Consider the following 23,191-nt stretch of genomic DNA (forward strand, 5'->3'; position numbering starts at 1 on the left):
TCGTTTTAAAATCGGTCGAAATAACCATTATATTTCAATGATTTACAAAGGCAAATTTTGCTTATTTTCATGAACTGGTATTGGGATGGGTCCCATTCACACTAAATGCGTTTAGTTTTAAGGAAATCGACAAGAACCCCTGCAAAATAAGGGCTGTAGCGTTTTCACCTTCCGGGCGTCTTGCATGTTCAAAAACGAGCGATTTCGACCACTGCGAATTGACCTGTTCAAAAACGTATTGACTCGCCTTTTGAACACATCTATGTTTTGCACACCTATTTTGAACACCTGAGGCAAGCAATGAGCCGCACTTTCGCATACGTCCGTGTATCTACGAGCGAACAGACCACCGAGAATCAGATCAATGAGATTATCGGGAAGGGCTTCACCGTAGAGCCGCACAGGATCGTCTCTGAGACGTTTTCAGGATCAACACCAGCCGCACAACGCCCCGGCTTCCAGAAGCTTCTCAACAAGCTGGAGAAGGGTGACAGGTTGATCGTGTCAAAGCTTGATCGACTTGGCAGAGATGCGGTCGATGTCCAAGCCACGTTGCAGAAACTTTCCGAAATGGAAGTCGATGTCCATTGCATTGCCCTAGCTGGCTTCGATCTGACCACGGCTGTTGGCAAGATGATGCTGAATATCATTGGTGCTTTCGCTCAATTCGAGCGTGATCTTCTCATCGAGAGAACGAAAGCCGGGTTGGACAGGGCAAAGGCGCAAGGGAAGACGCTAGGTAGACCAAAGAGCCTCACTGACAAGCAGAAGGAAGACATACGTCATGCGCTCGCGAATGGAGAAACAATCTCTGGTTTGGCGCGCAAAATGAAAGCCAGCCGCGCCACCATTATGAGGGCTGCAAACAGGCTAAATTGAACGTAGATTGTTCAACAATAGTGAAAAGTCATACTTTTGGGCGATTTTGGCGGGAAATCTGGAGCGGCACCGGGCGGGGGCGGGAAATGTGGTCAGTCCTCGTCAGGCGGCAGACAATGCTCGAATTGCACGTCTTCTAGGACTTTAAATGAGAAATTCGCGGGTTTGGATTTTATTAGTCCAACTTGATCCCCGTTATGGAGACAAAGTCGATGTATCATCTCCACCGGTACATCGCATTTAGAACCTAAGATCACCCTTTTTAATTTCATTCGACTTGAGAAGTCATGGAAGTAGAATCCTGTCACGAAATCAGGATTCGAAAGGGGTACAAATTTTCTGAACTCTTTCTCGTAAGCCCACTGATTAAATTTCATTTTGCTCAGCCGACGTAAGTCGTGTTTGCTCAGGGCAGCGACTGAGGTCTTTCCAAATGTTCTGAGTGTCGGGCGCTCAGCACGGTATTTGATTTCCTCCCAATCCTCATACGCACATCGGAACTGCAAACATATGCCTTTGTGTTTGTCAGCGTAATGACCCCATAGAAGTGGCTCTTGCCAACTGGTGCTCATGCAAATAATGCCCGTTGTCTGATCGAGTTCTTCTTTGATAGGCTTAAGCTGCAATCGCCCTCCAGAATCCTTTGTAGAAATCCCTAAGAAGTCGAATGGATCGTTTAGCTCAGTAAATCTCGCGATCTTTATTCTTTTATCCCGAAGGCTTTGCAGCGCAAAATCCTTGCTAGTATAATAATATAGTGTTCGATAGGTCTGGAATGAGATAGGTTTCTTTGCAACCATTTGTCTACGCCCTGGAAAATTGAGAATATTTTAATTGTCACTTATCCGCATTGAGCTTTCAAATCTTTCAGATCGTTGAGCAACCATTGTAAACTGTTCGCATATCCACTCTTCTTGCTGTTCGCATCTTTCCTGATCTTCGGTTGTTCTAAACGCCCACCAGTGGACACCGGCTGCATTATTGTCCTCAAACATACTTTCAGATCGATCCCTACTGAGGGCTTCAATGGCGTTCTCAATCGCTTCGAACCAAAGCTGAATTTCTTCAGGAAATACAAACCGTGCCCGTGCGCTCAACTCAGTCATCTCCCAATACGCATCGGTGAAGTGGCGATTTTTATATCGATTTCCCAACGAAACAAAATCTGAATACAACCGGTATCTCTGCTCAAAAAGGCTCAACCGATAGGTCTTCCTTGCTGTGTCTTCCGCCAACGTATGTTGCTGTTGAAGCAATACGGATTGCTCGTTGATCGTTTTCAATTGAGCATCGACAACCTTCTGATTTTCAGCAAACTGATCACGTGTATCAGTCAGTTCCTGACGCTGTGTGAGCACCGCCGACACCAACCATACGAAAGCTAACGGCGCAAAGAAACCAGCTATAAAATCACCAACTTCGTTGAGGGAACTTGTGGTTGGATATCTAAGAATGCGGTCAAAACCGATCCAACAAACGACACTCACGGTATAAAGGAGCGTGGCAACGGTTGCCGCTTTCAACCAGTTTATATTCTTCCACTGGGGCATGGTCATTTCACCAGATTGAGCCGATGGATATCAAAAAATTCTTTGCATTTCGCTCCATATTGAAAGTGTATGGCTTGGTGAGCGGAGATATTCAGTTGCCCCATGTACATTTCAATTATTTTCGATTTTAGAGAGTTTTCGACTTCCTTAGGGATAGCGAAGGCTGTTGCATAAACATCGGGTGGCTTTCGCGTCATGTAGGCGGATAGAACAGATTTGTCGGGCAGCGGTGTCATCAACTTCAAGTTCTGCGTGGCAAATGCAAAACCCATGAAGACAATTTGTTCGGCGCTTTTGATAGCCGTCTGCATATCTTCCACCATTTTTGGATCGCGGACGCTTTCTGACCACGTAATGATGTTTCCAGTCATTCTCGCGAAATCGAACGTTTGCCCAAAAGGGAACTGCTCTAAATCACCGAGTGAGCCATACGGATGTATGATGTTGATCTTGGCGACAATCTTTCGTGCTTCAGCGTGGGTGAGATCATGGAAACTGCGAACGAGCGCGTATTCAAGATAATGCTCGATGCATCGATCATAGTTGAAGCAGATTATCGTAATGTTTTGCCCAATGCTGTCTACTTGATCCGCTCTGACACCATTGATAAGCGCTTTCGTAAATGCCCAAATCCAAGTTCCATCAAGACTTTGCGGCAAACGCTCAAAGCTATCCCCCATGGTTGAGCTTTTCTCAGCGAGTGAGATGGCATAGGTAATCTGAAGTTTTCCAACTTCAGCAATGATTGGGTCATGCGTGTATCGGAAGATGTATTCATCGATACTATCAGCACTCTCAATCCCAGCGAGAATTTGAGCGGATGCAATCATCCTCAATTGAAAGTCCCAGTTTTCGTCTGGTGTATTGCACCCAAAGATGTCCCGGTAGTGATTAAATATCGCTGCGGGACCCTCTCTTAAGAGGTGCCACATCTTACCTTCGAAATTGCAATTGGTTTTGATCGTCTGGAGCAAATCCCAACCTACCGGCAATCCAAACTCAGCGCTTGCACCAGCACCAACCACAAAAACCGTATTATCCTTGAACATGCAACCCAGCCTTTCGACTCTACCCGACACCGATCAAGCATCACTTTTTGTAGACGACAAGACCCATAGCCATGATTGCAAGAATAAAGATGAGGACAACTGAGACGAGACCAGATGCACTGGCTTCGAAGAACAGGAATTTAACTGAGAGTTGATCCATGGGCGCGCACCTTTCCATTTAAAATAAAGTGAAGGTGGTGCTGCTTGCTGCTGCGCAGTGTCGCAATGTGCAGTGATTCCGTCAACACAGACGGGAGCTTGTATCCCGCACTAATTAATCGACAGCTTTTTTGGACTGTAGATCGTTCACAGTTTGTTCGATACGTCGGACTGTTTTCAAATCGCGCTTCGTCAGCCTCAACATCTCTTGTGTGAGGGATTTCGCTTCTTCCAGAGCGACTCGAAAATCTTTAAAGGCTTGATCGTTCATCATTGCGGTCTCCTGTCCCTATCAATTCACAGGCGTATTTATACATTCCAAGATTTTTAACATGACGACCCGAAATCCTGCACATAATCATGTCGTTGAAAAACGTATCATCCAAAAGCACATCGTACTGGAACTGGAGCTTCGACTCCCAATAGGCGCATTCACTGGAAGAGCGGCATAGATGCAGGATTTCTCGCTTGAACCTGTCAGAGCCATGCAGTGAGACTAGTTCCTTCAGGGCGGTATTTGAGCCGTGGTACGATTGCCAATCGCTTTCGGTGATGACTTTGCGCTTGCGGGTTTTGCCTTTGAGTGGGGGAAGGGTGCGCTTTGACCAGAAGATTTTGCGACCGATGTATTTTCGACCAGTTTCGGTATCAGTGATCAAATAGACGAAGCCGTAGTGTTCGTTGATGTCGGCGGAAATGAATTCCTTTCCATGATAGAGCCACATTAAAAATACCCTGCATTTAAAGGGGTATTTATGGCGGAAAGCAAAAAGCCCCCGTTAGGAGGCTTCGTTAATCAGTCCAATTCGGTAAGTAGGCTTACCCTTGTCGGTGCTTCGTTCTGTTTCGATGACCGTGTACCGATGACATTCGTACATGCTTTCAGATTCGAAAACCAATTTTTCGCCATCAGTGTTTTTGAACCAAACGCCATATTTCATATGCTCATCCTTGTTCCCGCACGGTCACATAGTACCCTTAGATTACAGGGGTATTTGTTGGCGGCAACAAAAAAGGCTTCTGGACAGGAGAGAACCAGAAGCCTTTTGATGTTTGACCGTTGTTGACCGGATCATCTGTATTTATAATTCTTCGATTTTGACGGGAGCGCCCATCGCCATGAACATCAGGGCATCTTCACGATCCTTGATTTTCATCTTATGTTTGTGCTCGATGTGATCCACTACCTTCTCAGGAAGCCACATCACCATCTTCTCTAATCGGCTTATCTGGTCAGATTGGTCCGTCAACGTGGATACATATGCTCGAACGGCATCCATTCGGATTTGGTTTTCGAATGCTATCACTTGTCGGTTCGCTCGCTTGGCAAACTTCATGCCGACAATAAAGATGACGAGACCTGCAATGAGGAAGAGCGGAAGGGACATCGTAATCATAGCGATCTCCGTATCAGGATGTAGCCTGCACAGAACGTGAAAACAGCCAACATAACGGCTTCATACCAAACCATTGTGATCTCGGTCATGGATGGTCGCCCTTCTTTGGATAGATTGGGTCGATAAGAAATTCTCTGGCTTTTCCAAGAAACGCATCTGCCTTTTCTAGGTGCGGTTGGGCATCACGGAAAAGGTCAACAGCCCCTTGAGGATCGTCAGCAACAATTTCTAACGCTCTTTCATAAAGGCTTGTCACTTCACCTACGGATTCGATCACCGTCTGTGCAGCACTTGCGGCTGGATTATTAATCGGGGTTGCAACGCCTTCGATAGCTTCGGCTTCGAATTTGATGATCGCCGTTATGTGAAGATCGCTCTTGATCGAGTCTGTCAGTACCTTCTTTACGCTTTCACGGTCCATATTTTCGCTCCCTTAGTTGATGATAAGTTCAAGTTCTTCTTGAAGCCGCTTCTTCACCTTGGCGTGAGAAAGGGCTGCATCTGTAAATCCTTTGTCGCGGGCACTGCGGATGAGCCAATCCATACCCTCAAAGAATTCCGTTCGTAATTTCTCGCTGTTTGCCAGCTTCTCGAAAGTGTATTTCGTCACGTAAAAATCCTTCAAAGCAGCAAGGCGATTTCCGCATAAATTCGGTTTTTATTGCGCGCATGTATAATCGCTGCGTCGTAATAGCCTTTGGTCTTTAGTTCACCAATCAAACGATCATATTGGTGAAAATACTCATCTCGCACCTCTGAATGTTTGATGATATTTTCGAATGTAAATTCCTTCATTTTGCATATCCATGTTTGGATATGACTTTGTTTTCATAATAAAAATTTGGCTCACGCCGTCACAGTCAAGTCATACGTAGGTTTCAGGTTTGGTTGATCTCATCCGGAAAGGCTTTTTGAAGAGCCTCCAGCTTATTTTTCAGGTCATATCCAGCGCCGTACCGCATCATCATGCCAGCACTGGAATGCCCCATAAGGCTATTCTTGAGTGTGTCGTTGCAGCCGGAATTTCTGAGCCTGTCCGCGAATAGGTGGCGGTAGCAATAGAATGTTTTGTCGGGTGTGACTTTTCGAATGAGCTTGTTCACCATGGCGGAGAACGCTTCCGGTCCTGTCGCGTGGTCATAGCGTTGGAAGCCATTCGGGAACTTCTTTAAGGCTTTCACAGCAGCCGGTAAAAGTGGAATGTCCCTTACACGGCACTCCGCTTTTGTCTTACTCCGAAGCGCGTTAGGCTGGATCGAAATGTATGGGATCGGGGCTTCAAGATGAATGTCGTCCTTTGTTAGGAAGCCAATCTCTTTACATGTGGCACCTGTCAGTTCACCTACCAGCGCGATACATTTCAATTCCTCATTGGCTTTGCTGCCTTGTATTTTTGCCCGAACCTGTCTCGCTTCCGCTTCAGTGAAAGCTACGCGCTTTCCATCCTTCGCTTCAAAATCAAGATTATCAAATGGATTGATATGAGCGCGATCAGGGGCGAGTTCGCGCAGTGCCTCCTTGACTACAACTTTCAACCACATGAATTTCTTGTTGGCTGTAGCTGGAGCGATCAAACCTTCTTTTTTCGTTGGCGCATCAAGACGAGGCGCTAGCTTTAGCTTGTAATCGCGGGCAACCGTCGCGGTTATGTCGAGAACATCCAGATCACCCATTAAACTGATGAAGTTGTTCACAGCCTCCCGGTACACCGCATATTTCTTTTCCGACTCTCTGTAATTTCCGTCTTCTAGCTTTTTGCTGTTAAGATTGATGTATCGCTGGAGAGCCTGAGAAATCGTCATCGCTGGCTTGTCAACAACACCACCAAGAGCAGCTATTTCAGCATGGTCCGGAGTTTGGATAATGCTCAGCATTTTGAGTTGCCCTGCCATCATCGACACTGAATCACGTATCGACGCCAGTTCAACCTCAAGCGCGGGCTGGTACTTGACCCCTAGCCTATCAGAAACTTTTGTAAGCTCATCAAAAGTCGGTCGTTCCAGATCGGAGATTTCCGTGGCGCTGAACAGGTTGCGATAATGGGTAAGTAGAGAAGCGGCTTTCACAGCGGCTTCATTTTCAGATCGTGTTCCTAATGAATGCCAGAACTCGCGGCGTTTGAATTTCCTTCGATGGGACAAAGGCACAACGATCCTGAACTGATAGATGCCGTTGCGGTTGAATACATGTTTTACGTCGAGACGCATAAGTTGCCTTTCAAGATAAAGTAGATACTGCATGTACGGACGACAGAAACGCCCGGAAGCTAAATTCATAATTAAAATATATTCGACATAAAATGTCGTCGCAGCCCTCAATACTCACTGCAATGTCGGGATCAGGTATTAAAATGCGCGAGAAACCGGCAATTGTCAACGCTTCTATACACGTTTTTTGAAAATTAAACTTATAAAGGCGATCCGTCGCTAAGTTGTTTTGAAAACAAATTGATTTTATACTTGGTGACGTTGTCGTGGCGGAATTGCACGCATCAGCAGACGCTCTTCGCTTCCAAATTGTAGCAAAGCCCCGTGAAAAATGTAGCAAATTGGGGCTAAAAACCCGCAATTCATTGATTTTATTGAAAAAAATGGTGTCCACGAGAGGATTCGAACCTCCGACCCCAGGATTCATACCACTTCGGCTTTAACCGCCGCCCGAGGGCGTTCGTGGTCTGGACTGTCCCTTCACCATGGGCCAAGGCCTTTAGGTGTTGCCCATCCAGTCTCTACACCTTCAACGGATTTCTCCGAAGCTTGGCTCGGGATTGGCATGCTGAGAGTTCAGCGAAGCGTTCCCCGACTTTGAGCAAATCGACTGCACCCTTTCGCTGCGCAGCCCCCAATTTACAACTAGGAATCCTGTGCTCTATCCTACTGAGCTACGTGGACATCTCAAGGCTTCGATACCGCATTCGATAAATTTGGGCAACGGCCTTTTGATATTTCCAGACTATTCGCCTCTGGGGTAACGTTGGTTTTCCTCAAGAACGTTTAGGTCCATGTGATTTCGCATATAGCGTTCCGAGGCTTTTTGAAGTGGCTGGTGGTCCCAAGGATAGTAGGCACCGTTGCGAAGCGCCTTGTAGACAACCTGTCGGCGTGCCTGGCTCTCGCGGACGGATGTGTCGAAAGTGGCCAGATCCCAACGGGTGCTTACCTGCTTCATTAGCGATGCCATGATATTCAGGTGATTAGGGTCGCCTGCTAGGTTGCGACGCTCTTGTGGATCGTTTTCGAGATTGAAGAGCATGGGAGGGTCTGCTTCACAGACGCATAGTTTGTAATTGCCGTTGCGTATGGCAACCATAGGCGCGATCGAGCCTTCAGCGGCATACTCCATTGCAACTGGGCCATGCTCCGAAACACCCTCAGCAAGCCCGGACAACTCCTCGCCATCCGTCCAACGTTTCAAAGATGTGATATCCAGACCGGCGAGCGCACACAGGGTTGGCGTCACGTCGAGAGTGGACACCGGTAAATCAACGCGGCGAGCGCTCCATTGAGGGGCGGAGATCATCAATGGCACGCGGGCCGACCCCTCGAAGAAGCACATCTTGAACCACAACCCGCGCTCGCCCAGCATATCGCCGTGGTCGGACAGAAAGACGACAATCGTGTCCTCATCCATTCTCGTCCTTTTCAGCACGTCCAGGATTTCGCCGATTTTCTCATCGACATAGGAAATGTTGGCGAAATAGCCTTGCCGTGCCCGACGCACTTGCTCTGGCGTAATATCGAAAGAGCGGTGATCACAGGCTTCCAGCAGTCGCTGGGAATGTGCATCTTGATCAGCGAAAGGCAGCGCTTCGACCTCAGGGTCTAGCGCCGGGCAATCCTCGTATAAATCCCAGAATTTGCGCCGTGCAACATAGGGATCGTGTGGATGCGTGAAGCTGACGGTCAGACACCAGGGGCGGTCATCGAGCTTGCGCGAAAGGTCATAAAGCTTGCGGGTCGCGTGATAGGCGACCTCATCGTCATATTCCATCTGGTTGGTGATTTCGGCGACACCAGCGCCAGTGACGGAGCCGAGATTGTGGTACCACCAGTCGATCCGCTCACCGGGCTTGGTATAGTCAGGTGTCCAGCCAAAGTCTGCGGGATAGATATCAGTCGTCAGTCGCTCTTCGAAGCCATGCAACTGGTCCGGTCCGACAAAATGCATTTTTCCGGACAGGCCGGTATAGTAACCCACCGAGCGCAGATGATGCGCATATGTCGGGATATCCGAGACAAATTCGGCAGCATTGTCGTAGACGCGTGTGCGGCTCGGCAGTTGTCCCGACATGAAGGATGCCCGCGCCGGAGCACAGAGAGGACTTGCCGTGTAGCTGTTGGCGAAGCGCACGGAGCGCTCCGCCAAGGCCTTCAAATGCGGCGCGTGGAGAAAATCCGCTGGTCCATCGGGAAAGAACGTTCCGTTCAACTGATCGACCATGAGGATGAGAATATTCTGACGCGTCATGCAATATTATCCTGAAATCACAGACCGACCGCAGCCTTGACTGCAGCGTCACCGGGCTTGCCGTCCAGCGTCGTCACACCGGAGAGCCATGTATCGATGATTTTCGGATTGGCTTTCAGCCAAGCCGTTCCCGCATCGGTAGACGTCTGTCCACCGAGGATCTCGCCCATCAGCTTGTTTTCCATACCGACATCGAATTTCAGGTTTTTAAACAAGCTGGCGGCGTTCGGGCACTGCGCCGTCCAACCGGTTCTTGCCAGTGTGTAGACCTGCGCGCCACCGAAATTCGGACCGAAGTAATCATCACCGCCGGAGAGATATTCGATGGAAAATTTCTCGTTCATCGGATGAGGTGCCCAAGCGAGAAACACGACGCCCTTCTTGGATTTACCGGCACGGTCGACCTGCGCCAGCATGGCCTGCTCGCCGGATTCGACCAGTTCCCAGTCTTTCAGACCGAATTTTTCATCCGCGATGATTTTCTGAATATTCTGGTTGGCCGGTGCGCCGGGTTCGATGCCATAGATCTTCTTGTCGAACTCATCAGCATGCTTCGACAGATCGGCAAAATCCTTGATGCCTTTTTCCGCCATGTAGGACGGCACGGCGAGCGTGAATTTGGCGCCTTCCAGATTTTGGCCGACGACCTCGATTGCCTTTGCGGCGTTCAAATCATCAACGAAAGATTTCTGAGCTGGCATCCAGTTGCCGAGAAACACATCGATTTCGCCGTTCTTCATGGATTGATAGCCGATGGGCACCGAAAGCGTCTTGACGTCTGGCTTGTAGCCCAGCGCACCCAGCACAACGGATGCGACGCCGTTGGTGGCGGTGATATCCGTCCAACCGGGATCGCTTAACCGGATCGTCTTGCAGGCGGCATCATCCGCTGCGTGCGCATTGCTGGCAAAAGCAGCAGCGATCAGAAAAATGCCTGAGGTGATCTGCGCTATACGAGAATTCCTGTTCATCGCTGTTCTCCGGATTAATCGAGTAATTTAGTGAACAACGGATTGATCTCTGCCGTGAAGCGGATATTTTTTGATATCTGGCAAAAGGATTTTTTATGGCTGAGCGACCGATCAATCTGGGATGGATGCGAATTTTGCTGGAAATCGGCAAGCGCGGCAGCCTGACCGCGGCAGCACAAGAACTCGGCCTGACGCAGCCTGCCGTCAGTTACCAGATCAGACGTCTTGAGGAGGAACTGGGCATCCGTGTGCTGAAACGCCAGCACCGCGGTGTTGAACTAACGCCCGAAGGCAGACGCCTCTACGACACAGTCAGCCGCCATGTCGCCGAAATCGATTTATTGGCGGGAGAGTTCAAAACCAATGAACGACCGACCGTTCGGCTGCACACCGACTATGCTTTTTCCTCACTATGGCTTCTTCCTAGAATGCAGGAATTCCGCGCGCGCTATCCCGATATCAACATCCAGATTGCCGCAACACAGAATCCACTCCGCCAAAGCGCTGGTGAAAATGACGTCCTGGTGATCTTCGGCTCTCGTGAAGAAGCAGGGAATAACGCAACGTTGCTGTTGCCGGAAAAGGTCAGACCCGTTTGCGCACCGGGTTTTCTGGAAAGCGCAGCCGAAATGGCGACCCCGGAACACTTCGCAAAGCTCAAGCTCATCCATCTGGAGAGTTCCTGGGCGTCGACATGGCATGATTGGCCCAGCTATCTCGCAAGTCTCGGCGTCAACAGAAGCCCCGAATATGGCCGCGGCGATATCAGCTTCAATACCTACTCGCTCGTGGTCCAGTCTGCCATTGGGCATCAAGGGTTAGCGCTCGGCTGGGCGGGTCTGGTCGATGATTTGCTGGAAAGCGGCGCGCTTGTCAGCGTCGGACCCGAGCTTGAGGCAAAAGACCGGGGCTACTGGCTGATGGGCTCATCAGTCAGAAAGGGTGCCACAGCGAAACTGGTGGATTGGCTTCTCGAACAAGCACCTTAACGATAGTCTAATCTGGTAGAGCTTTGACCCTGTTTCATACCCGATGACTTCAAATATGCGCTGGGTGAACTGCCCAGCATGCGGCGGAACATGGTGGTGAAGGCGGACACATTCTCGTAACCCGCATCCAGCGCAACATTCGTTACAGCCTCCCCGCTCGCCAGACGCGGCAAAGAGGCGAAGATGCAGGCCTGTTGACGCCATGTCACAAAACTCACACCAGTTTCGGCCCGAAAAACACGGGTAAAGGTACGGCGGCTCATGCCCAGCTTTTGCGCCCAGTCATCGATACTGGCATTGGCTTCCGGCGCACTCAGAAAATGTCGACACAGAGCCGCTATGTTTGGATGAGACGGAAACGGAAGTCCCAGCGGTTGCTCCGGGAGCCGGCTTATCTCATCCATCAACAACTCCATTACCAGTTCCCGCCTTCGAAGATTCACGCGGTTCAGATCATCGCGGACCAGTTCCTCGATCAGGTTGCCAGCGAGAACAGTGACCTCCACGACGCGTGGCCTGTCGGTTTTGATGACATCGCGGTGCACGTAGACGGAATGCATTTCCACGTCGCTGATCATTTCGCTGGAGTGATGCAATCCGGCGGGAATGATGAGCCCATGGCCGGGGGGGATCATCCAGCGCCCGTCGCCGGTGCTGACGATCACGACACCGCTATGGGCGAACCACAACTGTGTTTTTCGGTGCAAGTGTACCGGGCTCTTGAAGCCTTCAGGATACAGGCGACGCAGTGCCAGCACGGATTCGTTATTGCCATCGATAAAACTGAGCATGGCGTCATGCTCGTCACTGCGCAGAAAGCTTAATCCTTGGGGCTGATCGTTAAGCATTTGGCCCACTCTCGTAAAAACTAGACCACACCACAAAAGCAGGCCGAAAACAATGGGGGTAGAAGTGCGCAAAATCATGACGACTATCTGGAGAGAAACCCATGGCGAGTGTGACCAGCACGAGCTTCAGTGCCGAAAGAACGACGTTTTCCATCATCGCCGCAGCCAGCTTCTGCCATATGCTCAACGATATCATGCAGTCGTTGCTGACATCGCTCTACCCGCTTCTCAAGGCTAATTATGCGCTGGATTTCATGCAGATCGGCCTGCTGACCTTCGCTTTTCAGGTCACGGCCTCACTGTTGCAGCCGGCGGTTGGTATAGCGACAGACAAATGGCCGATGCCGTTTTCGCTGCCTGTTGCGATGCTCTCCACCTGCGCCGGGCTATTTACACTTGCCTACGCCCATAGTTTTGCGGTTTTGGTCATCGGCGCTTGCATGATTGGCATCGGCTCTGCGATTTTTCACCCGGAAGCATCGCGCGTGGCGCGCGTCGCTTCGGGCGGTCGCCACGGGCTTGCACAGTCCTTCTTTCAGGTGGGCGGCAACACTGGCACGGCCATCGGCCCACTTCTCGCCGCCTTCATCGTGCTTCCTATGGGGCAAGAGAGCCTGAGCTGGTTTTCCGTGATTGCCCTGATCGGCTTTGCCGTTCTGTCTTGGGTCAGCGTCTGGTACAGCCGTCACCGCCGCAGCAATGCTGGCCGCCCGCCCGTAAGCCGTACTTTGCCCTTGGCCAAAAACAAGGTGCTCATGACGCTGGTCGTCCTGCTCATCCTGACGGCGACAAAGAACGCCTATCTCGCCAGCCTGTCCAGCTACTTTACCTTCTACACGATTGAGAAGTTCGGCCTTTCGGTTCAAGATGCGCAGCTGCTGCTATTCCTTTTCCTCGGCGCATCCGCTGCGGGCGTTTTCTTCGGTGGTCCGATCGGTGACAAGTTCGGCTCGCGCGTCGTGATCTGGTTCTCGATCCTTGGCGTCATCCCCTTTGCACTGCTTCTGCCCTACGCCAATCTGATGTGGACTGCCATTCTCGTTGTTTTGATCGGCTTTGTCTTTTCATCGGCGTTTTCTGCCATCGTCGTGTTTGCGCAGGAATTGGTGCCAGGACGTGTCGGCCTGATCGCTGGCATGTTCTTCGGCTTTGCCTTCGGTTTCGGCGGCATTGGCGCAGCCGTACTCGGCGTCTTCGCAGACCGGGAAGGCATAGAGTTCGTCTACCGCATCTGCTCCTACATGCCGCTGCTCGGCTTGCTTACGGTGTTCCTGCCGCAATTGCCCAGCCGCCGCAGAGCTGCCTGAAGCCAATAAAAAAGCCGCCCGGAACATCATTCCGGGCGGCTTTTTGTTTCATCACGATCAAGCAGCGCGCAAGCTCGCGGCCAGTGGAATCTCAACATCGATCTCCAGCAGCGAGACATGCTCGTCGCTGTCCATCTTGACATGAACTTTGTCGCTATCGATCTGGACGTGCTTGGCGATCACGGCGAGAATTTCCTCACGCAACAGAGCAACGAGCTCGTTGCCAACACCGTTGCGTTCATGCGCAAGCAGAACCTGCAACCGCTCACGGGCAAGAGGCGCCGATTTTTGTTTGCGGAAAAGGTTGAAGATACTCATGCGGCCCTCCCGAAGAACTTGGCGAAGATGCCACGCTTTTCGCCGGGAATCATCATTGGAACGTCTTCACCGCGCAGGCGGCGTGCCGCATCGAAATAAGCCATGGCTGGGGGAGACTTGGCGTCCGCCAGCGTGACGGGCGCACCGACGTTCGATGCGCGCAAAACATCCATGCTTTCAGGAATGATGCCGATCAACGGAATGGAGAGGATTTCTAGAACGTCTTCGACCTTCAGCATATCGCCACGCTCGGCACGAACCGAATCGTAACGGGTCAGCAACAGGTGCTTTTCCATCCGCTCGCCACGCTCAGCCTTCAGCGTTTTGGAATCCAGCAGGCCGATAATGCGATCGGAATCGCGAACAGAGGACACTTCCGGGTTAGTAACGACGACGGCAACATCCGCATGGCGCATGGCGAGCGTAGCGCCGCGTTCAATACCGGCCGGGCTATCGCAGATGACCCAATCAAAATGCTTCTTCAGTTCGCCGATGACCCACTCGACACCCTCAGGCGTCAAATTGTCCTTATCGCGCGTCTGCGATGCAGGCAGCAGAAACAGGGTATCGAGACGCTTGTCGCGGATCAGCGCCTGCGGCAGCTTCGCATCGCCCTGGATGACGTTGACGAGGTCATAAACGACGCGGCGTTCCGCACCCATGACCAGATCGAGATTGCGAAGACCGACGTCAAAATCGACGACGACGACCTTTTCCCCGTTTTGGGCCAGCGCTGCACCGAGCGCGGCTGTCGACGTGGTTTTACCAACGCCTCCCTTGCCGGAAGTAACGACGACTACCTTCCCCATCCTGCTCTCCTGTTCGTTTGCCGCTTGCGGCTTAATTGAGTTTGTCCGCCTTGATTGTATCGTTCTCCAGCCACAGCTGGACGGCCTGACCGCGAAACTTCGGGTCGATATCTTCGGCCACCTTGTAGACGCCATCGATGGCCAGCAACTCGGCCTCCAGCTTCTTGCAGAATATCCGCGCCGAAGCGTTGCCCAGCGAACCCGCCATGGCGCGACCGCGCAGCGCACCGTAGATGTGGATCGAACCACCAGCGATGACTTCGGCACCCGACGCCACAGATCCCACGACCGTGACATCACCCTCGGGAAAGATGATCGACTGGCCGGAACGCACCGGCTCGCTGATCATCAGGGACGCAACCACACTGCGAATCTCCGTAACCGGTGGCTTCGAAACTTCCTCTGCCACTTCGGTAGTGGCGAGCGAAACCGGTTCCACATCGACATCCGACGCTGCCTTTCCACCCTTCAAAGCTGGCGGCATGCCCGGCTCGATCATGGACGGGCGAGCGCCCTCTACGCCCATGATGGCCACGTTGCGCGAGAAAAGTTCGGCCAGAAGCGCCTTAAGCCCTGCCTTGTCGAGCTTCAGCTCCGCCACATCCAGAACGACCGGCCGCGACAGGAAGAAACCCGCAGATCGCGCTGCCAGATCATCGAGTCGCTCAAGCCATTGGTCCAGGGGCTGTTCAGGAGATAGCACGACCGCAAGAAACGAGCGGCCTTTGATGCGGATTGAGCGTGAGGTGTCTGTTAGCACTTTGGTCATCTTGGTAAAGAAATCATTGACAAATGAGGTACCGCAAATGTGGTTAACAAATGGTTAACGGGCACCTTTTCGGGCAATAGAAATTAACCTCAAATCGACCTTGACAGCCTTGCAACGGCAGAGGCCATAGCGCTGAAATTTAAAGTGATTCTCCCTTGAGCCACGACACTGAACCTGAGTTTGAGTGGCGGAAATCCAGCATATGCCTTGGTAATCCACACGCCACGCAGAAGAAGAGAAAAATATTCTCCTAAACTGCATCTTTTTGCGGCTTTCTGCCGTTTAAACGCGCATGATTTATGGGATGAGACATCATTAGAAAATCCTGAAAGGAATACCATGAGCTGGCTCAAGACAATCACAACCGCCGCAGCCCTGAACGCTGCCATGTTCGCTCCAACATTTGCTGGCGAAAATCTTGACCAGATCAAGTCCGCAGGCGTCATCAAGATCGGCACCGAAGGCACCTACGCGCCATTCACCTTCCATGATTCTGCCAACAAGCTCGTCGGTTTCGACGTCGAAATCGGTGAAGCCGTGGCAAAGAAGCTCGGCGTCAAGGCCGAGTTCGTCGAAGGTAAGTGGGATGGCCTGATTGCCGGGCTTGATTCCAAGCGTTATGACGCTGTCATCAACCAGGTCGGCATCACCGAGGCCCGCAAACAGAAATACGCCTTCTCCGAACCCTACATTGCCTCCAAGGCTGTGTTGATCGTCAGCACGAAAAATGAAGAAATCAAAGGTTTCGCGGACCTGAAGGGTAAGAAGTCAGCCCAGTCGCTGACAAGCAACTTCGGCAAGCTGGCAACGGAAGCCGGTGCTGAGCTTGTTGGCACCGATGGTTTCGACCAGTCGATCCAGCTTGTTCTGACCGGTCGTGCCGACGCGACCATCAACGACAGCCTGTCTTTCCTCGACTTCAAGAAGAAGCAGGCAAACGCACCAGTGAAGATCGTGGCTGAAAAGCCTGACGCCGACTATTCCGGCATCATCGTGCGCAAGGGCGACGGCGAGCTGGTCGCCTCCATCAACAAGGCACTAGCCGACATCAAGACCGACGGCACATACAAGACGATTTCCGACAAGTATTTCGGCCAGGACGTCTCCAAGTAAAGGTAACGTCCCGTCTATTCTCCTGTGCGGAAATAGGCCATTGTCGAGATAAGATCATAAAGTCCGGCGTTCAGCGCCGGACTTCGCAGTTTTGAGGGGTTTGCCGTGCCGCATTGGCTTCAACTGATGATGGATTCTCTGCCCACACTGCTTTGGGCAGGTGTGAAATTCACCATTCCGCTGACATTGCTGTCATTTCTGTTCGGTCTGACGCTGGGCCTCGTAACAGCCGTTGCGCGTCTTTTCGGCCCGACACCGCTTCGGCTGCTGGCGCGGTTTTACGTCTGGGTCATCCGTGGCACACCGCTGCTGGTGCAGCTTTTCGTGATCTTCTACGGCCTTCCCAGCATTGGTATTTTGCTGGATGCGTTTCCAGCGGCCCTCATCGGCTTCACGCTGAATGTCGGTGCCTACACCTCTGAAATCATCCGCGCAGCCATTTCATCTGTTCATAAGGGCCAGTGGGAAGCGGCATTTTCGACCGGCATGAACTGGCGTCAGGCCATGCAGCGCACGATTTTGCCACAAGCCAGCCGGGTGGCCGTGCCACCGTTGTCCAACACCTTTATATCGCTAGTGAAAGATACATCGCTTGCTGCTGCCATTACGGTGCCGGAGCTTTTCCAATCGGCGCAACGCATCGTGGCCACCACCTATGAACCTCTCATTCTCTATATCGAGGCGGCGATCATCTATCTGGCTTTGAGCTCCGTGTTGTCGAACCTGCAATCGCGGCTGGAAAAGCGGTTTGCCCGTTATGGCGGCATGATGGAGAACAGCCAATGATAGAGCTTTCCAATATCGAAAAACGCTTCGGCGAAGCCGTCATCCTCAAGGACATTTCGCTGACCTTTCCCGAAGGCAGTGTGACCGCCTTGGTCGGCCCATCCGGCGGCGGCAAAAGCACCCTGCTTCGCTGCATCAACCTTCTGGAGATACCAACTGAGGGAATAGTAAAGATCGGCAACGATGCGGTTACCTTTACCGCAGGTCGCAAGGTTTCTTGGCAGTCGATCCAGAAAATCCGTCGGCAGACCGGCATGGTATTTCAGAACTTCCAACTTTTCCCGCATCGCACAGCACTTGAAAATGTCATGGAAGGCCTGCTGATCGTGCAGAAATGGTCGCGTGAAAAGGCAAGAGACCGCGCCATGGAGCTTCTGACCAAGGTTGGCATGGCGCACAAGGCCGATGCCTGGCCCGCTAATCTCTCGGGTGGACAACAGCAACGCGTTGCCATTGCGCGTGCTCTCGGGCCATCGCCGCAGGTTCTGCTGTGCGATGAACCAACATCAGCGCTCGACCCGGAACTGTCGGAGGAAGTGGTCGACGTGCTGGGCCAACTGGCCCGCGAAGGCACGACCATGGTCATGGCAACACACGACCTGCGCCTAGCCTCCCGCATTGCCAACAACGTGGTGTTTCTCGAAGCTGGCAAGGTCGTTGAAACGGGCTCGTCCGACGCCATTTTCCGCTCTCCCCAGCAAGAGCGTACACGCCGCTTCGTTTCCTCCATCAACGCCGCACAATCCCTCTGATCCTCTCGATGGAGGCACTTTCGACGAATACCACATTGATGTAACCCACCGCGCAATGGATGAGATAAGTTTGAGGAGGGGACGCCCGCGTTTTGCGCTGCCGTTTTGCCACAAATCGCGTTAAAGCTAACCCGAACATGAGTCTCTGAGACACTTCTCTCACCTCTGGCGAATGCCAAACGAGTAATGCTGATGCCTAACGAAACCCGAGTGAGACTGCGCGATATCGGTTTTGTTCCGGGTGTTTACGAAACAGGCAGGCTGAATGCCATCACGGATGTTTCAGGCCTGCGTGTCGGCAATTCGACCGTCATAGAAGGCGACACCATCCGCACCGGGGCGACCGCCATTATTCCCCATGGCGGTAATCTGTTTCAAGACAAGGTCCCGGCATCGCTTGCGGTCTATAATGGCTTTGGCAAATTCGTCGGCGCGACACAAATCGAGGAACTGGGTGAAGTCGAAACGCCAATCATCCTCACCAACACACTCGCAACAGGCCGTGCCATTGAGGCCATCATCCGTTACACGCTTGCCCAACCCGGCAATGAGAAGGTTGTTTCGCTGAACGCGGTGGTGGGCGAGACGAATGATTCCCGTCTGAACGATATTCGCGCCGGTCGCCCGACCATAGACGAAATCGCTTTGGCATTGGACAATGCCCGCGAAGGTGGGGTCGATGAGGGTGGAGTCGGAGCAGGCACCGGGACCGTCGCTTTCGGCCTGAAGGGCGGCATTGGCACCAGCTCCCGCGTCCTGTCTATTGCCGGTGAAAACTACACGTTGGGCGTTCTTGTGCAATCCAATTATGGCGGCAATCTTCTCGTCTGCGGAAAACCCTATGTCGCCCCGCCGCATCTGGATAAGGATGGCTCCATCGTCATCGTGTTGGCCACCGATGCGCCCCTGTCTTCGCGCAATTTGAAGCGGTTGGCTGCGCGCTCTTTCGGCGGACTGGCGCGCACGGGAGCAGCGCTCAGCAACGGCTCCGGTGATTATGCGCTCGCATTTTCAACCGCAGAAAGTGTTCGCCGTACGCCGGAACGCCGCAAGGGCCTTTACGCCTATCCCGAGCTTTCCAACGACGTCATCTCTTCGCTTTTCGAGGCCGCCATCGAAGCGACGGAAGAAGCTATTTTGAACTCGATTTGCATGGCCTCGCTTACGCGCGGCTTTAATGCCGCCAAGGCCAAACCATCAACCATTCCCGCCATTTCCATCGAAGCGTTGAAAGCGCTGCTTTTCTCTCGAGACTAAAAGGACCCATCATGCCTAGCGCTACAGACCGCATCGTCTATCTCAACGGTGAATTTCTGCAGGAATCCGAAGCCAAACTTTCCATTTTTGATCGTGGTTTCCTGTTCGGAGACGGCATCTATGAGGTGACATCTGTTCTGGACGGCAAGCTGATCGACAGCGATCTGCACATGGCGCGACTGGAACGCAGCGCCGGTGAAATCGATATAACGCTGCCGATTACCACCCAGCAGGTTGTCGAGGCCGAACGTCGTCTGATCAAGGACAACAATCTGACGGAAGGCCTGATCTATCTGCAGCTGACACGTGGTGCAGAAGACCGCAACTTCCTGTTTGCAGACGATCTCGCTCCGACACTCGTGATGTTTCCGCAAGTGAAAAAGCTTGTCGGCAGTCCGCAGGAGGCAACAGGCCTCTCAATCAAGTCTGTTCCGGATCAACGCTGGGCACGCCGCGATATCAAATCGGTCTGCCTGCTGCCACAGGTCATGGCAAAGCGTATTGCCAAGGCGGAAGGCTGCGATGAGGCATGGATGATCGAGGATGGCTTCGTCACGGAAGGCGCGTCTTCCACCGCCTATATCATCACATCTGACAACAAGCTGGTCACACGTGGCAACAGCAATAAAACGCTGCCCGGCTGCACACGCCAGGCGGCCCTGCAACTGGTCGTGGAGGCCGGATTGACGCTGGAAGAGCGCCCCTTCACTCTGCAGGAAGCTTTGGAAGCAAAGGAAGCCGTGCTGACGAGCGCGGGCAATTTCGTCATGCCCGTCACGAAAATCGACGGCAAGCCGGTGGGCGATGGCAAACCCGGTCCGCTGGTTACGCGGCTGCGCGAGCTCTACCTTGAAAACGCCCACCGCACGGCGATTTAACGTTTGGCGGCGCTTGATCTCCTCAGGTCGAGCGCCGATATTCCATCATACGCGCGCGGCTAGAGACCAGTTCCAGGCGGTCGCTGTCCAGCAGGTTGATACAGACGCGTTTCGTCCATGGCCCATCATTCAGCGTAAACAGGAAGCGACCATTCCCCAACGCTGTCAGCGGCATCGACTGGCGGGTCGGGCCAACGCCCATCGAGAGAATGCCACCCTCGATCACGAATTCAGCCCCCTCCTCTGAGGACCAAAGACCCGAAAGAGTCGATGGAACGTCATGCTTGCCCGCAGGCATAAAGCGCCGCGGCGCATGTCCCGCTTCCCCGACCAAGGCGTCGCCCTCTACGCGAAGACGCATGGGTGATGAGGCCGAGCGTGAGGATGTCCAACCATCGCCATCATCATACAGCGTGTCGTCCGCATCGATGAACGTGCAGGCACTTCCCTTGATTTCCAGCCACCATGGACCTGTTTCCGTGACATAGAGACCATCGGGCAGGTTGCTCGCCGGTTCTGGCAGCGGCAGACCCGTCAATGCCGCCATGCTTTCCAGCGCGATCTTGAAACCATTCGTGTCTTCGCGATTAGATACAACGACAAAGCCCGTACCGTTTTCCGGGTCGAGCAAAAAATACGTCTTATAGCCGGGATGTGAGCCGCCATGGCCAATGAAGCGGCGGTCGCCGAGATGCGACCAGCGCAGGCCAAGCCCGTATTCGCTCATCCCTCCATCTGCCAAGGGACGTTCTGACGAGAGTGCTTTCAACACACCTTCAAAACCCTGCTCACCATTCAATAGTGCCTGCAACCAGCGCACAAGTGCCTCGGCGCTCCCTGCAAGACTGCCAGACGCCGAAATGTGAAGGCCAGCGGATGAAAGCTGCCAACCGCGATCGGATTTCCAATATCCTGGCACAAGTCCCGTTACCGGGTCGTTCCAGACATCCGGTGCCTTGAGAACGATGCCGAATGGCAAGGCAATTTTCTCCTGCACAAAATCGTCGAACCGCAGTCCCTTACGCTCCAGCGCCGCCTCCACCAGACGGTAGCCGGTGTTGGAATAGGATACCTCACTGCCTGCGGGAAAATTCAACCGTGTCAGCCGCGAAACATAGTTCAGAAGCGGCCCGGCTGTCGTTTCTGTATAGACCGAAAGGCCAAGAAGCGAGAGGCACTCGCGCACGTCAGGCAATCCGCCGCTCATATCCAGCGCCTGCCCAACCGTTACATCGCGGAGCGGCGGTTGCAGTTCTTCGATGTGCTTGCCAAGCGGGTCCTCGAGCGTAATTAGATGAGTGTTTTCCAACACCATGGCGCAAAACACATGCTTGGTTACGGATGCGTAGCGCACGACGCTTTTGGGAGAAAAGGGCGTGTATGTCGCCAGACTTTCAACACCACCCGAGCAGGCAAACCGCAGACCTGACAGGTCAAAGCCAATGATGGAACCGCCCGGCTCATTGTTGCTCCATTGGGAAACGAAATTTTCCGCAATGTCTGACGCGGCGGTCCAATCTTGATTATCCAGCATGTATTTTTCCATTCAAAATGTCCCAGCAATGCAAAGGACCCTGTTCAGACGTTGCGTTTGCACCTATCTGACGCTTACAGCAATGCCCTCTGTCAGACCTTCCGAAAGCGACCAACATATGACCAGCCCCAATGCCGTGCCAGTATTCGATGGCCATAACGACGTTCTTTTGCGTCTGAAACTTTCCGGCAATCCCGCACCGGAAACATTGTTCATTGAAGGCGACACGGTCGGGCATATCGATTTGCCCCGCGCAAAAAAAGGCGGTCTCGCGGGCGGTCTATGCGCGATTTTCGTTCCCTCGCCGCAGGGTTTTGACGCTGACCGCAATTTTATTCCGCCAAGCCAGTCAGATGCTCTCGCCACAACTTTGGGAATGGCCAGCCTCCTGTTTCGTATTGAATCCGCATCCGACAGCAAACTCAAGGTTTGCCGAAGTGCTTCGGACATTCGTGACGCGATGGCAAACGGCGCATTTGCTTCCGTTCTGCATATTGAAGGCGTAGAAGCTTTCGATGCCGATTTGGATGCGCTCTATGTTCTCCACCAGGCAGGGCTTCGCACATTGGGACCGGTGTGGAGCCGTCCGAACATGTTCGCGCACGGCGTTCCGTTCCGCTTCCCCTCCACACCGGATATTGGACCGGGCCTGACAGAGGCTGGGACACGGCTGATAAAGACCTGTAACGAACTGAAGATCATGGTGGATCTCTCTCACATGAACGAACAAGGCTTTTGGGATATCGCCAAGATTTCCAACGCCCCACTTGTCGCATCCCATTCCAACGCGCATGCGCTGTGCAACCACAGTCGCAACCTGACCGATCGTCAGCTGTATGCTATCAGGGATACCGGTGGGCTGGCGGGTATCAATTTCGGTGTGCTGTTCGTGCGGCAGGACGGCGTCAAAAATCCTGACACCAATCTTTCCGAACTGGTTCGCCATGTCGATTACATGGTGGAGCGCATGGGGATCGACCATGTCGCACTTGGATCGGATTTCGACGGCACGACCATTCCGGCAGCGATGAAGGATGCCTCCGACCTGCAATTGCTTGTCGATGCCTTGCGTGACGCCGGTTACGACCAGGCAGCCCTCGATAAGATTTGCCACGGCAACTGGGTCAGAGTTTTGGAAACGACCTGGGGCGCTTAGACCAGGTTAAAATATTCTCCATTCACAGCCTGCGGTCAGTTGCTTTCAGTTCGACGGCGGACCACAAACCGTCGCAGTAATACTGCAGGCTGTTTCGCTGTGCTGTTCTCTCGAAGAATTTATGAAATAAAAATCAAATCTTCGTATTTGTGAAAACACAACGAACTAGCGTCACAATGCTGTGGTTGGCCAGACGCAATCTG

Annotated in this window: 26 protein-coding genes; 9 read left to right on the forward strand and 17 right to left on the reverse strand. The window is 52.6% G+C overall.

Annotated features, from left to right (window positions below; genetic code table 11):
* Positions 1-300 precede the first annotated feature (300 nt).
* Positions 301-879: a recombinase family protein gene (locus CPJ18_RS09985; protein WP_103657954.1), complete on the forward strand. Its 579-nt coding sequence runs from the start codon at positions 301-303 to the stop codon at positions 877-879.
* A gap of 92 nt (positions 880-971) precedes the next feature.
* Here CPJ18_RS09985 and CPJ18_RS09990 read toward each other — a convergent pair whose 3' ends face one another.
* The 12 genes from CPJ18_RS09990 to CPJ18_RS10035 form a co-directional block, all read right to left on the reverse strand.
* Positions 972-1,679, reverse strand: coding sequence for a DUF2971 domain-containing protein (locus CPJ18_RS09990; protein WP_103657956.1), 708 nt, complete (start codon positions 1,677-1,679; stop codon positions 972-974).
* Positions 1,680-1,709: 30 nt separating this feature from the next.
* Positions 1,710-2,429, reverse strand: coding sequence for a hypothetical protein (locus CPJ18_RS09995; protein ID WP_146258670.1), 720 nt, complete (start codon positions 2,427-2,429; stop codon positions 1,710-1,712).
* 2 nt (positions 2,430-2,431) lie between these two features.
* Complete coding sequence (locus tag CPJ18_RS10000) at positions 2,432-3,478, reverse strand: hypothetical protein (protein WP_103657960.1); 1,047 nt, start codon at positions 3,476-3,478, stop codon at positions 2,432-2,434.
* Positions 3,479-3,752: 274 nt separating this feature from the next.
* Positions 3,753-3,911 (reverse strand): hypothetical protein, encoded by a 159-nt coding sequence (locus tag CPJ18_RS26785; RefSeq protein ID WP_153366809.1) that lies wholly within the window; start codon positions 3,909-3,911, stop codon positions 3,753-3,755.
* Positions 3,889-4,362, reverse strand: a complete 474-nt coding sequence (locus CPJ18_RS10005) for a hypothetical protein (protein WP_245445384.1) — start codon at positions 4,360-4,362, stop codon at positions 3,889-3,891. The genes CPJ18_RS26785 and CPJ18_RS10005 overlap by 23 nt, the downstream gene beginning before the upstream one ends.
* A gap of 357 nt (positions 4,363-4,719) precedes the next feature.
* On the reverse strand, positions 4,720-5,034 hold the full coding sequence (locus CPJ18_RS10010; RefSeq protein WP_103657962.1) for a hypothetical protein: 315 nt from the start codon (positions 5,032-5,034) through the stop codon (positions 4,720-4,722).
* 85 nt (positions 5,035-5,119) lie between these two features.
* Positions 5,120-5,455, reverse strand: a complete 336-nt coding sequence (locus tag CPJ18_RS10015; RefSeq protein WP_103657964.1) for a hypothetical protein — start codon at positions 5,453-5,455, stop codon at positions 5,120-5,122.
* 12 nt (positions 5,456-5,467) lie between these two features.
* Positions 5,468-5,644 carry a hypothetical protein gene (locus CPJ18_RS26790; RefSeq protein WP_153366807.1) on the reverse strand — a complete coding sequence of 59 codons (177 nt, stop codon included), beginning with the start codon at positions 5,642-5,644 and terminating at the stop codon, positions 5,468-5,470.
* A gap of 11 nt (positions 5,645-5,655) precedes the next feature.
* A complete protein-coding gene (locus CPJ18_RS26795; RefSeq protein WP_153366805.1) occupies positions 5,656-5,829 on the reverse strand; it encodes a hypothetical protein in 174 nt (57 codons plus the stop codon).
* Positions 5,830-5,912: 83 nt separating this feature from the next.
* Positions 5,913-7,352, reverse strand: a complete 1,440-nt coding sequence (locus CPJ18_RS10025; RefSeq protein WP_146258671.1) for a DUF6538 domain-containing protein — start codon at positions 7,350-7,352, stop codon at positions 5,913-5,915.
* Positions 7,353-7,986: 634 nt separating this feature from the next.
* Positions 7,987-9,501, reverse strand: coding sequence for a choline-sulfatase (gene betC, locus CPJ18_RS10030; RefSeq protein ID WP_077106057.1), 1,515 nt, complete (start codon positions 9,499-9,501; stop codon positions 7,987-7,989).
* 17 nt (positions 9,502-9,518) lie between these two features.
* Positions 9,519-10,472 (reverse strand): choline ABC transporter substrate-binding protein, encoded by a 954-nt coding sequence (locus tag CPJ18_RS10035; protein WP_077106056.1) that lies wholly within the window; start codon positions 10,470-10,472, stop codon positions 9,519-9,521.
* A 95-nt stretch (positions 10,473-10,567) separates the two neighbouring features.
* Here CPJ18_RS10035 and CPJ18_RS10040 point away from each other — a divergent pair, with 95 nt between their 5' ends.
* Positions 10,568-11,461 (forward strand): choline sulfate utilization transcriptional regulator, encoded by an 894-nt coding sequence (locus tag CPJ18_RS10040; RefSeq protein ID WP_077106055.1) that lies wholly within the window; start codon positions 10,568-10,570, stop codon positions 11,459-11,461.
* On the opposite strand, the gene CPJ18_RS10045 is transcribed toward CPJ18_RS10040, so the two are convergent.
* Positions 11,458-12,309, reverse strand: a complete 852-nt coding sequence (locus CPJ18_RS10045; protein WP_077106054.1) for an AraC family transcriptional regulator — start codon at positions 12,307-12,309, stop codon at positions 11,458-11,460. The genes CPJ18_RS10040 and CPJ18_RS10045 overlap by 4 nt on opposite strands.
* Positions 12,310-12,410: 101 nt before the next feature.
* On the opposite strand from CPJ18_RS10045, the gene CPJ18_RS10050 reads away from it, so the two are divergent.
* Entirely contained in the window at positions 12,411-13,616 is a 1,206-nt protein-coding gene (locus tag CPJ18_RS10050) for an MFS transporter (RefSeq protein ID WP_077106053.1), read from the forward strand.
* 57 nt (positions 13,617-13,673) lie between these two features.
* On the opposite strand, the gene minE is transcribed toward CPJ18_RS10050, so the two are convergent.
* Genes minE through minC form a run of 3 tightly spaced genes read right to left on the reverse strand, consistent with a single transcriptional unit; the run spans position 13,674 to position 15,512 of the window.
* Positions 13,674-13,934: a cell division topological specificity factor MinE gene (gene minE, locus CPJ18_RS10055; RefSeq protein ID WP_045229302.1), complete on the reverse strand. Its 261-nt coding sequence runs from the start codon at positions 13,932-13,934 to the stop codon at positions 13,674-13,676.
* A complete protein-coding gene (minD, locus tag CPJ18_RS10060) occupies positions 13,931-14,743 on the reverse strand; it encodes a septum site-determining protein MinD (protein WP_067646708.1) in 813 nt (270 codons plus the stop codon). Before minD ends, minE begins: the two co-directional genes overlap by 4 nt.
* Before the next feature lie 31 nt (positions 14,744-14,774).
* Complete coding sequence (gene minC / locus CPJ18_RS10065) at positions 14,775-15,512, reverse strand: septum site-determining protein MinC (RefSeq protein WP_077106052.1); 738 nt, start codon at positions 15,510-15,512, stop codon at positions 14,775-14,777.
* A 339-nt stretch (positions 15,513-15,851) separates the two neighbouring features.
* Here minC and CPJ18_RS10070 point away from each other — a divergent pair, with 339 nt between their 5' ends.
* From CPJ18_RS10070 to CPJ18_RS10090, 5 genes are all read left to right on the forward strand, one after another.
* A complete protein-coding gene (locus tag CPJ18_RS10070) occupies positions 15,852-16,625 on the forward strand; it encodes an amino acid ABC transporter substrate-binding protein (RefSeq protein ID WP_077106051.1) in 774 nt (257 codons plus the stop codon).
* A 105-nt stretch (positions 16,626-16,730) separates the two neighbouring features.
* On the forward strand, positions 16,731-17,411 hold the full coding sequence (locus CPJ18_RS10075) for an amino acid ABC transporter permease (protein ID WP_167397873.1): 681 nt from the start codon (positions 16,731-16,733) through the stop codon (positions 17,409-17,411).
* Positions 17,408-18,163 carry an amino acid ABC transporter ATP-binding protein gene (locus tag CPJ18_RS10080; protein WP_103657972.1) on the forward strand — a complete coding sequence of 252 codons (756 nt, stop codon included), beginning with the start codon at positions 17,408-17,410 and terminating at the stop codon, positions 18,161-18,163. The genes CPJ18_RS10075 and CPJ18_RS10080 overlap by 4 nt, the downstream gene beginning before the upstream one ends.
* Positions 18,164-18,355: 192 nt before the next feature.
* Entirely contained in the window at positions 18,356-19,420 is a 1,065-nt protein-coding gene (locus CPJ18_RS10085; RefSeq protein ID WP_103658246.1) for a P1 family peptidase, read from the forward strand.
* 11 nt (positions 19,421-19,431) lie between these two features.
* Positions 19,432-20,298 carry a D-amino-acid transaminase gene (locus CPJ18_RS10090; RefSeq protein WP_103657974.1) on the forward strand — a complete coding sequence of 289 codons (867 nt, stop codon included), beginning with the start codon at positions 19,432-19,434 and terminating at the stop codon, positions 20,296-20,298.
* A 22-nt stretch (positions 20,299-20,320) separates the two neighbouring features.
* On the opposite strand, the gene CPJ18_RS10095 is transcribed toward CPJ18_RS10090, so the two are convergent.
* Positions 20,321-21,832, reverse strand: coding sequence for a serine hydrolase domain-containing protein (locus CPJ18_RS10095; RefSeq protein ID WP_103658248.1), 1,512 nt, complete (start codon positions 21,830-21,832; stop codon positions 20,321-20,323).
* 118 nt (positions 21,833-21,950) lie between these two features.
* On the opposite strand from CPJ18_RS10095, the gene CPJ18_RS10100 reads away from it, so the two are divergent.
* The gene (locus CPJ18_RS10100) at positions 21,951-22,988 is read left to right on the forward strand and encodes a dipeptidase (RefSeq protein WP_103658250.1); all 1,038 of its coding nucleotides are present in this window, start codon (positions 21,951-21,953) and stop codon (positions 22,986-22,988) included.
* The last annotated feature ends 203 nt before the right edge of the window (positions 22,989-23,191 follow it).

The organism is Agrobacterium rosae (assembly GCF_002915175.1).
Lineage (GTDB): Bacteria > Pseudomonadota > Alphaproteobacteria > Rhizobiales > Rhizobiaceae > Agrobacterium > Agrobacterium rosae.

Excerpts from the sequence above, each read along its gene's own strand:
- CPJ18_RS09985 (WP_103657954.1), top strand. The coding sequence starts at position 301 with ATGAGCCGCACTTTCGCATACGTCCGTGTATCTACGAGCGAACAGACC.
- CPJ18_RS09990 (WP_103657956.1), bottom strand. The coding sequence starts at position 1,679 with ATGGTTGCAAAGAAACCTATCTCATTCCAGACCTATCGAACACTATAT.
- CPJ18_RS09995 (WP_146258670.1), bottom strand. The coding sequence starts at position 2,429 with ATGCCCCAGTGGAAGAATATAAACTGGTTGAAAGCGGCAACCGTTGCC.
- CPJ18_RS10000 (WP_103657960.1), bottom strand. The coding sequence starts at position 3,478 with ATGTTCAAGGATAATACGGTTTTTGTGGTTGGTGCTGGTGCAAGCGCT.
- CPJ18_RS26785 (WP_153366809.1), bottom strand. The coding sequence starts at position 3,911 with ATGATGAACGATCAAGCCTTTAAAGATTTTCGAGTCGCTCTGGAAGAA.
- CPJ18_RS10005 (WP_245445384.1), bottom strand. The coding sequence starts at position 4,362 with ATGTGGCTCTATCATGGAAAGGAATTCATTTCCGCCGACATCAACGAA.
- CPJ18_RS10010 (WP_103657962.1), bottom strand. The coding sequence starts at position 5,034 with ATGATTACGATGTCCCTTCCGCTCTTCCTCATTGCAGGTCTCGTCATC.
- CPJ18_RS10015 (WP_103657964.1), bottom strand. The coding sequence starts at position 5,455 with ATGGACCGTGAAAGCGTAAAGAAGGTACTGACAGACTCGATCAAGAGC.
- CPJ18_RS26795 (WP_153366805.1), bottom strand. The coding sequence starts at position 5,829 with ATGAAGGAATTTACATTCGAAAATATCATCAAACATTCAGAGGTGCGA.
- betC (WP_077106057.1), bottom strand. The coding sequence starts at position 9,501 with ATGACGCGTCAGAATATTCTCATCCTCATGGTCGATCAGTTGAACGGA.
- CPJ18_RS10035 (WP_077106056.1), bottom strand. The coding sequence starts at position 10,472 with ATGAACAGGAATTCTCGTATAGCGCAGATCACCTCAGGCATTTTTCTG.
- CPJ18_RS10040 (WP_077106055.1), top strand. The coding sequence starts at position 10,568 with ATGGCTGAGCGACCGATCAATCTGGGATGGATGCGAATTTTGCTGGAA.
- CPJ18_RS10045 (WP_077106054.1), bottom strand. The coding sequence starts at position 12,309 with ATGCTTAACGATCAGCCCCAAGGATTAAGCTTTCTGCGCAGTGACGAG.
- CPJ18_RS10050 (WP_077106053.1), top strand. The coding sequence starts at position 12,411 with ATGGCGAGTGTGACCAGCACGAGCTTCAGTGCCGAAAGAACGACGTTT.
- minE (WP_045229302.1), bottom strand. The coding sequence starts at position 13,934 with ATGAGTATCTTCAACCTTTTCCGCAAACAAAAATCGGCGCCTCTTGCC.
- minD (WP_067646708.1), bottom strand. The coding sequence starts at position 14,743 with ATGGGGAAGGTAGTCGTCGTTACTTCCGGCAAGGGAGGCGTTGGTAAA.
- minC (WP_077106052.1), bottom strand. The coding sequence starts at position 15,512 with ATGACCAAAGTGCTAACAGACACCTCACGCTCAATCCGCATCAAAGGC.
- CPJ18_RS10070 (WP_077106051.1), top strand. The coding sequence starts at position 15,852 with ATGAGCTGGCTCAAGACAATCACAACCGCCGCAGCCCTGAACGCTGCC.
- CPJ18_RS10080 (WP_103657972.1), top strand. The coding sequence starts at position 17,408 with ATGATAGAGCTTTCCAATATCGAAAAACGCTTCGGCGAAGCCGTCATC.
- CPJ18_RS10085 (WP_103658246.1), top strand. The coding sequence starts at position 18,356 with ATGCCTAACGAAACCCGAGTGAGACTGCGCGATATCGGTTTTGTTCCG.
- CPJ18_RS10090 (WP_103657974.1), top strand. The coding sequence starts at position 19,432 with ATGCCTAGCGCTACAGACCGCATCGTCTATCTCAACGGTGAATTTCTG.
- CPJ18_RS10095 (WP_103658248.1), bottom strand. The coding sequence starts at position 21,832 with ATGCTGGATAATCAAGATTGGACCGCCGCGTCAGACATTGCGGAAAAT.
- CPJ18_RS10100 (WP_103658250.1), top strand. The coding sequence starts at position 21,951 with ATGACCAGCCCCAATGCCGTGCCAGTATTCGATGGCCATAACGACGTT.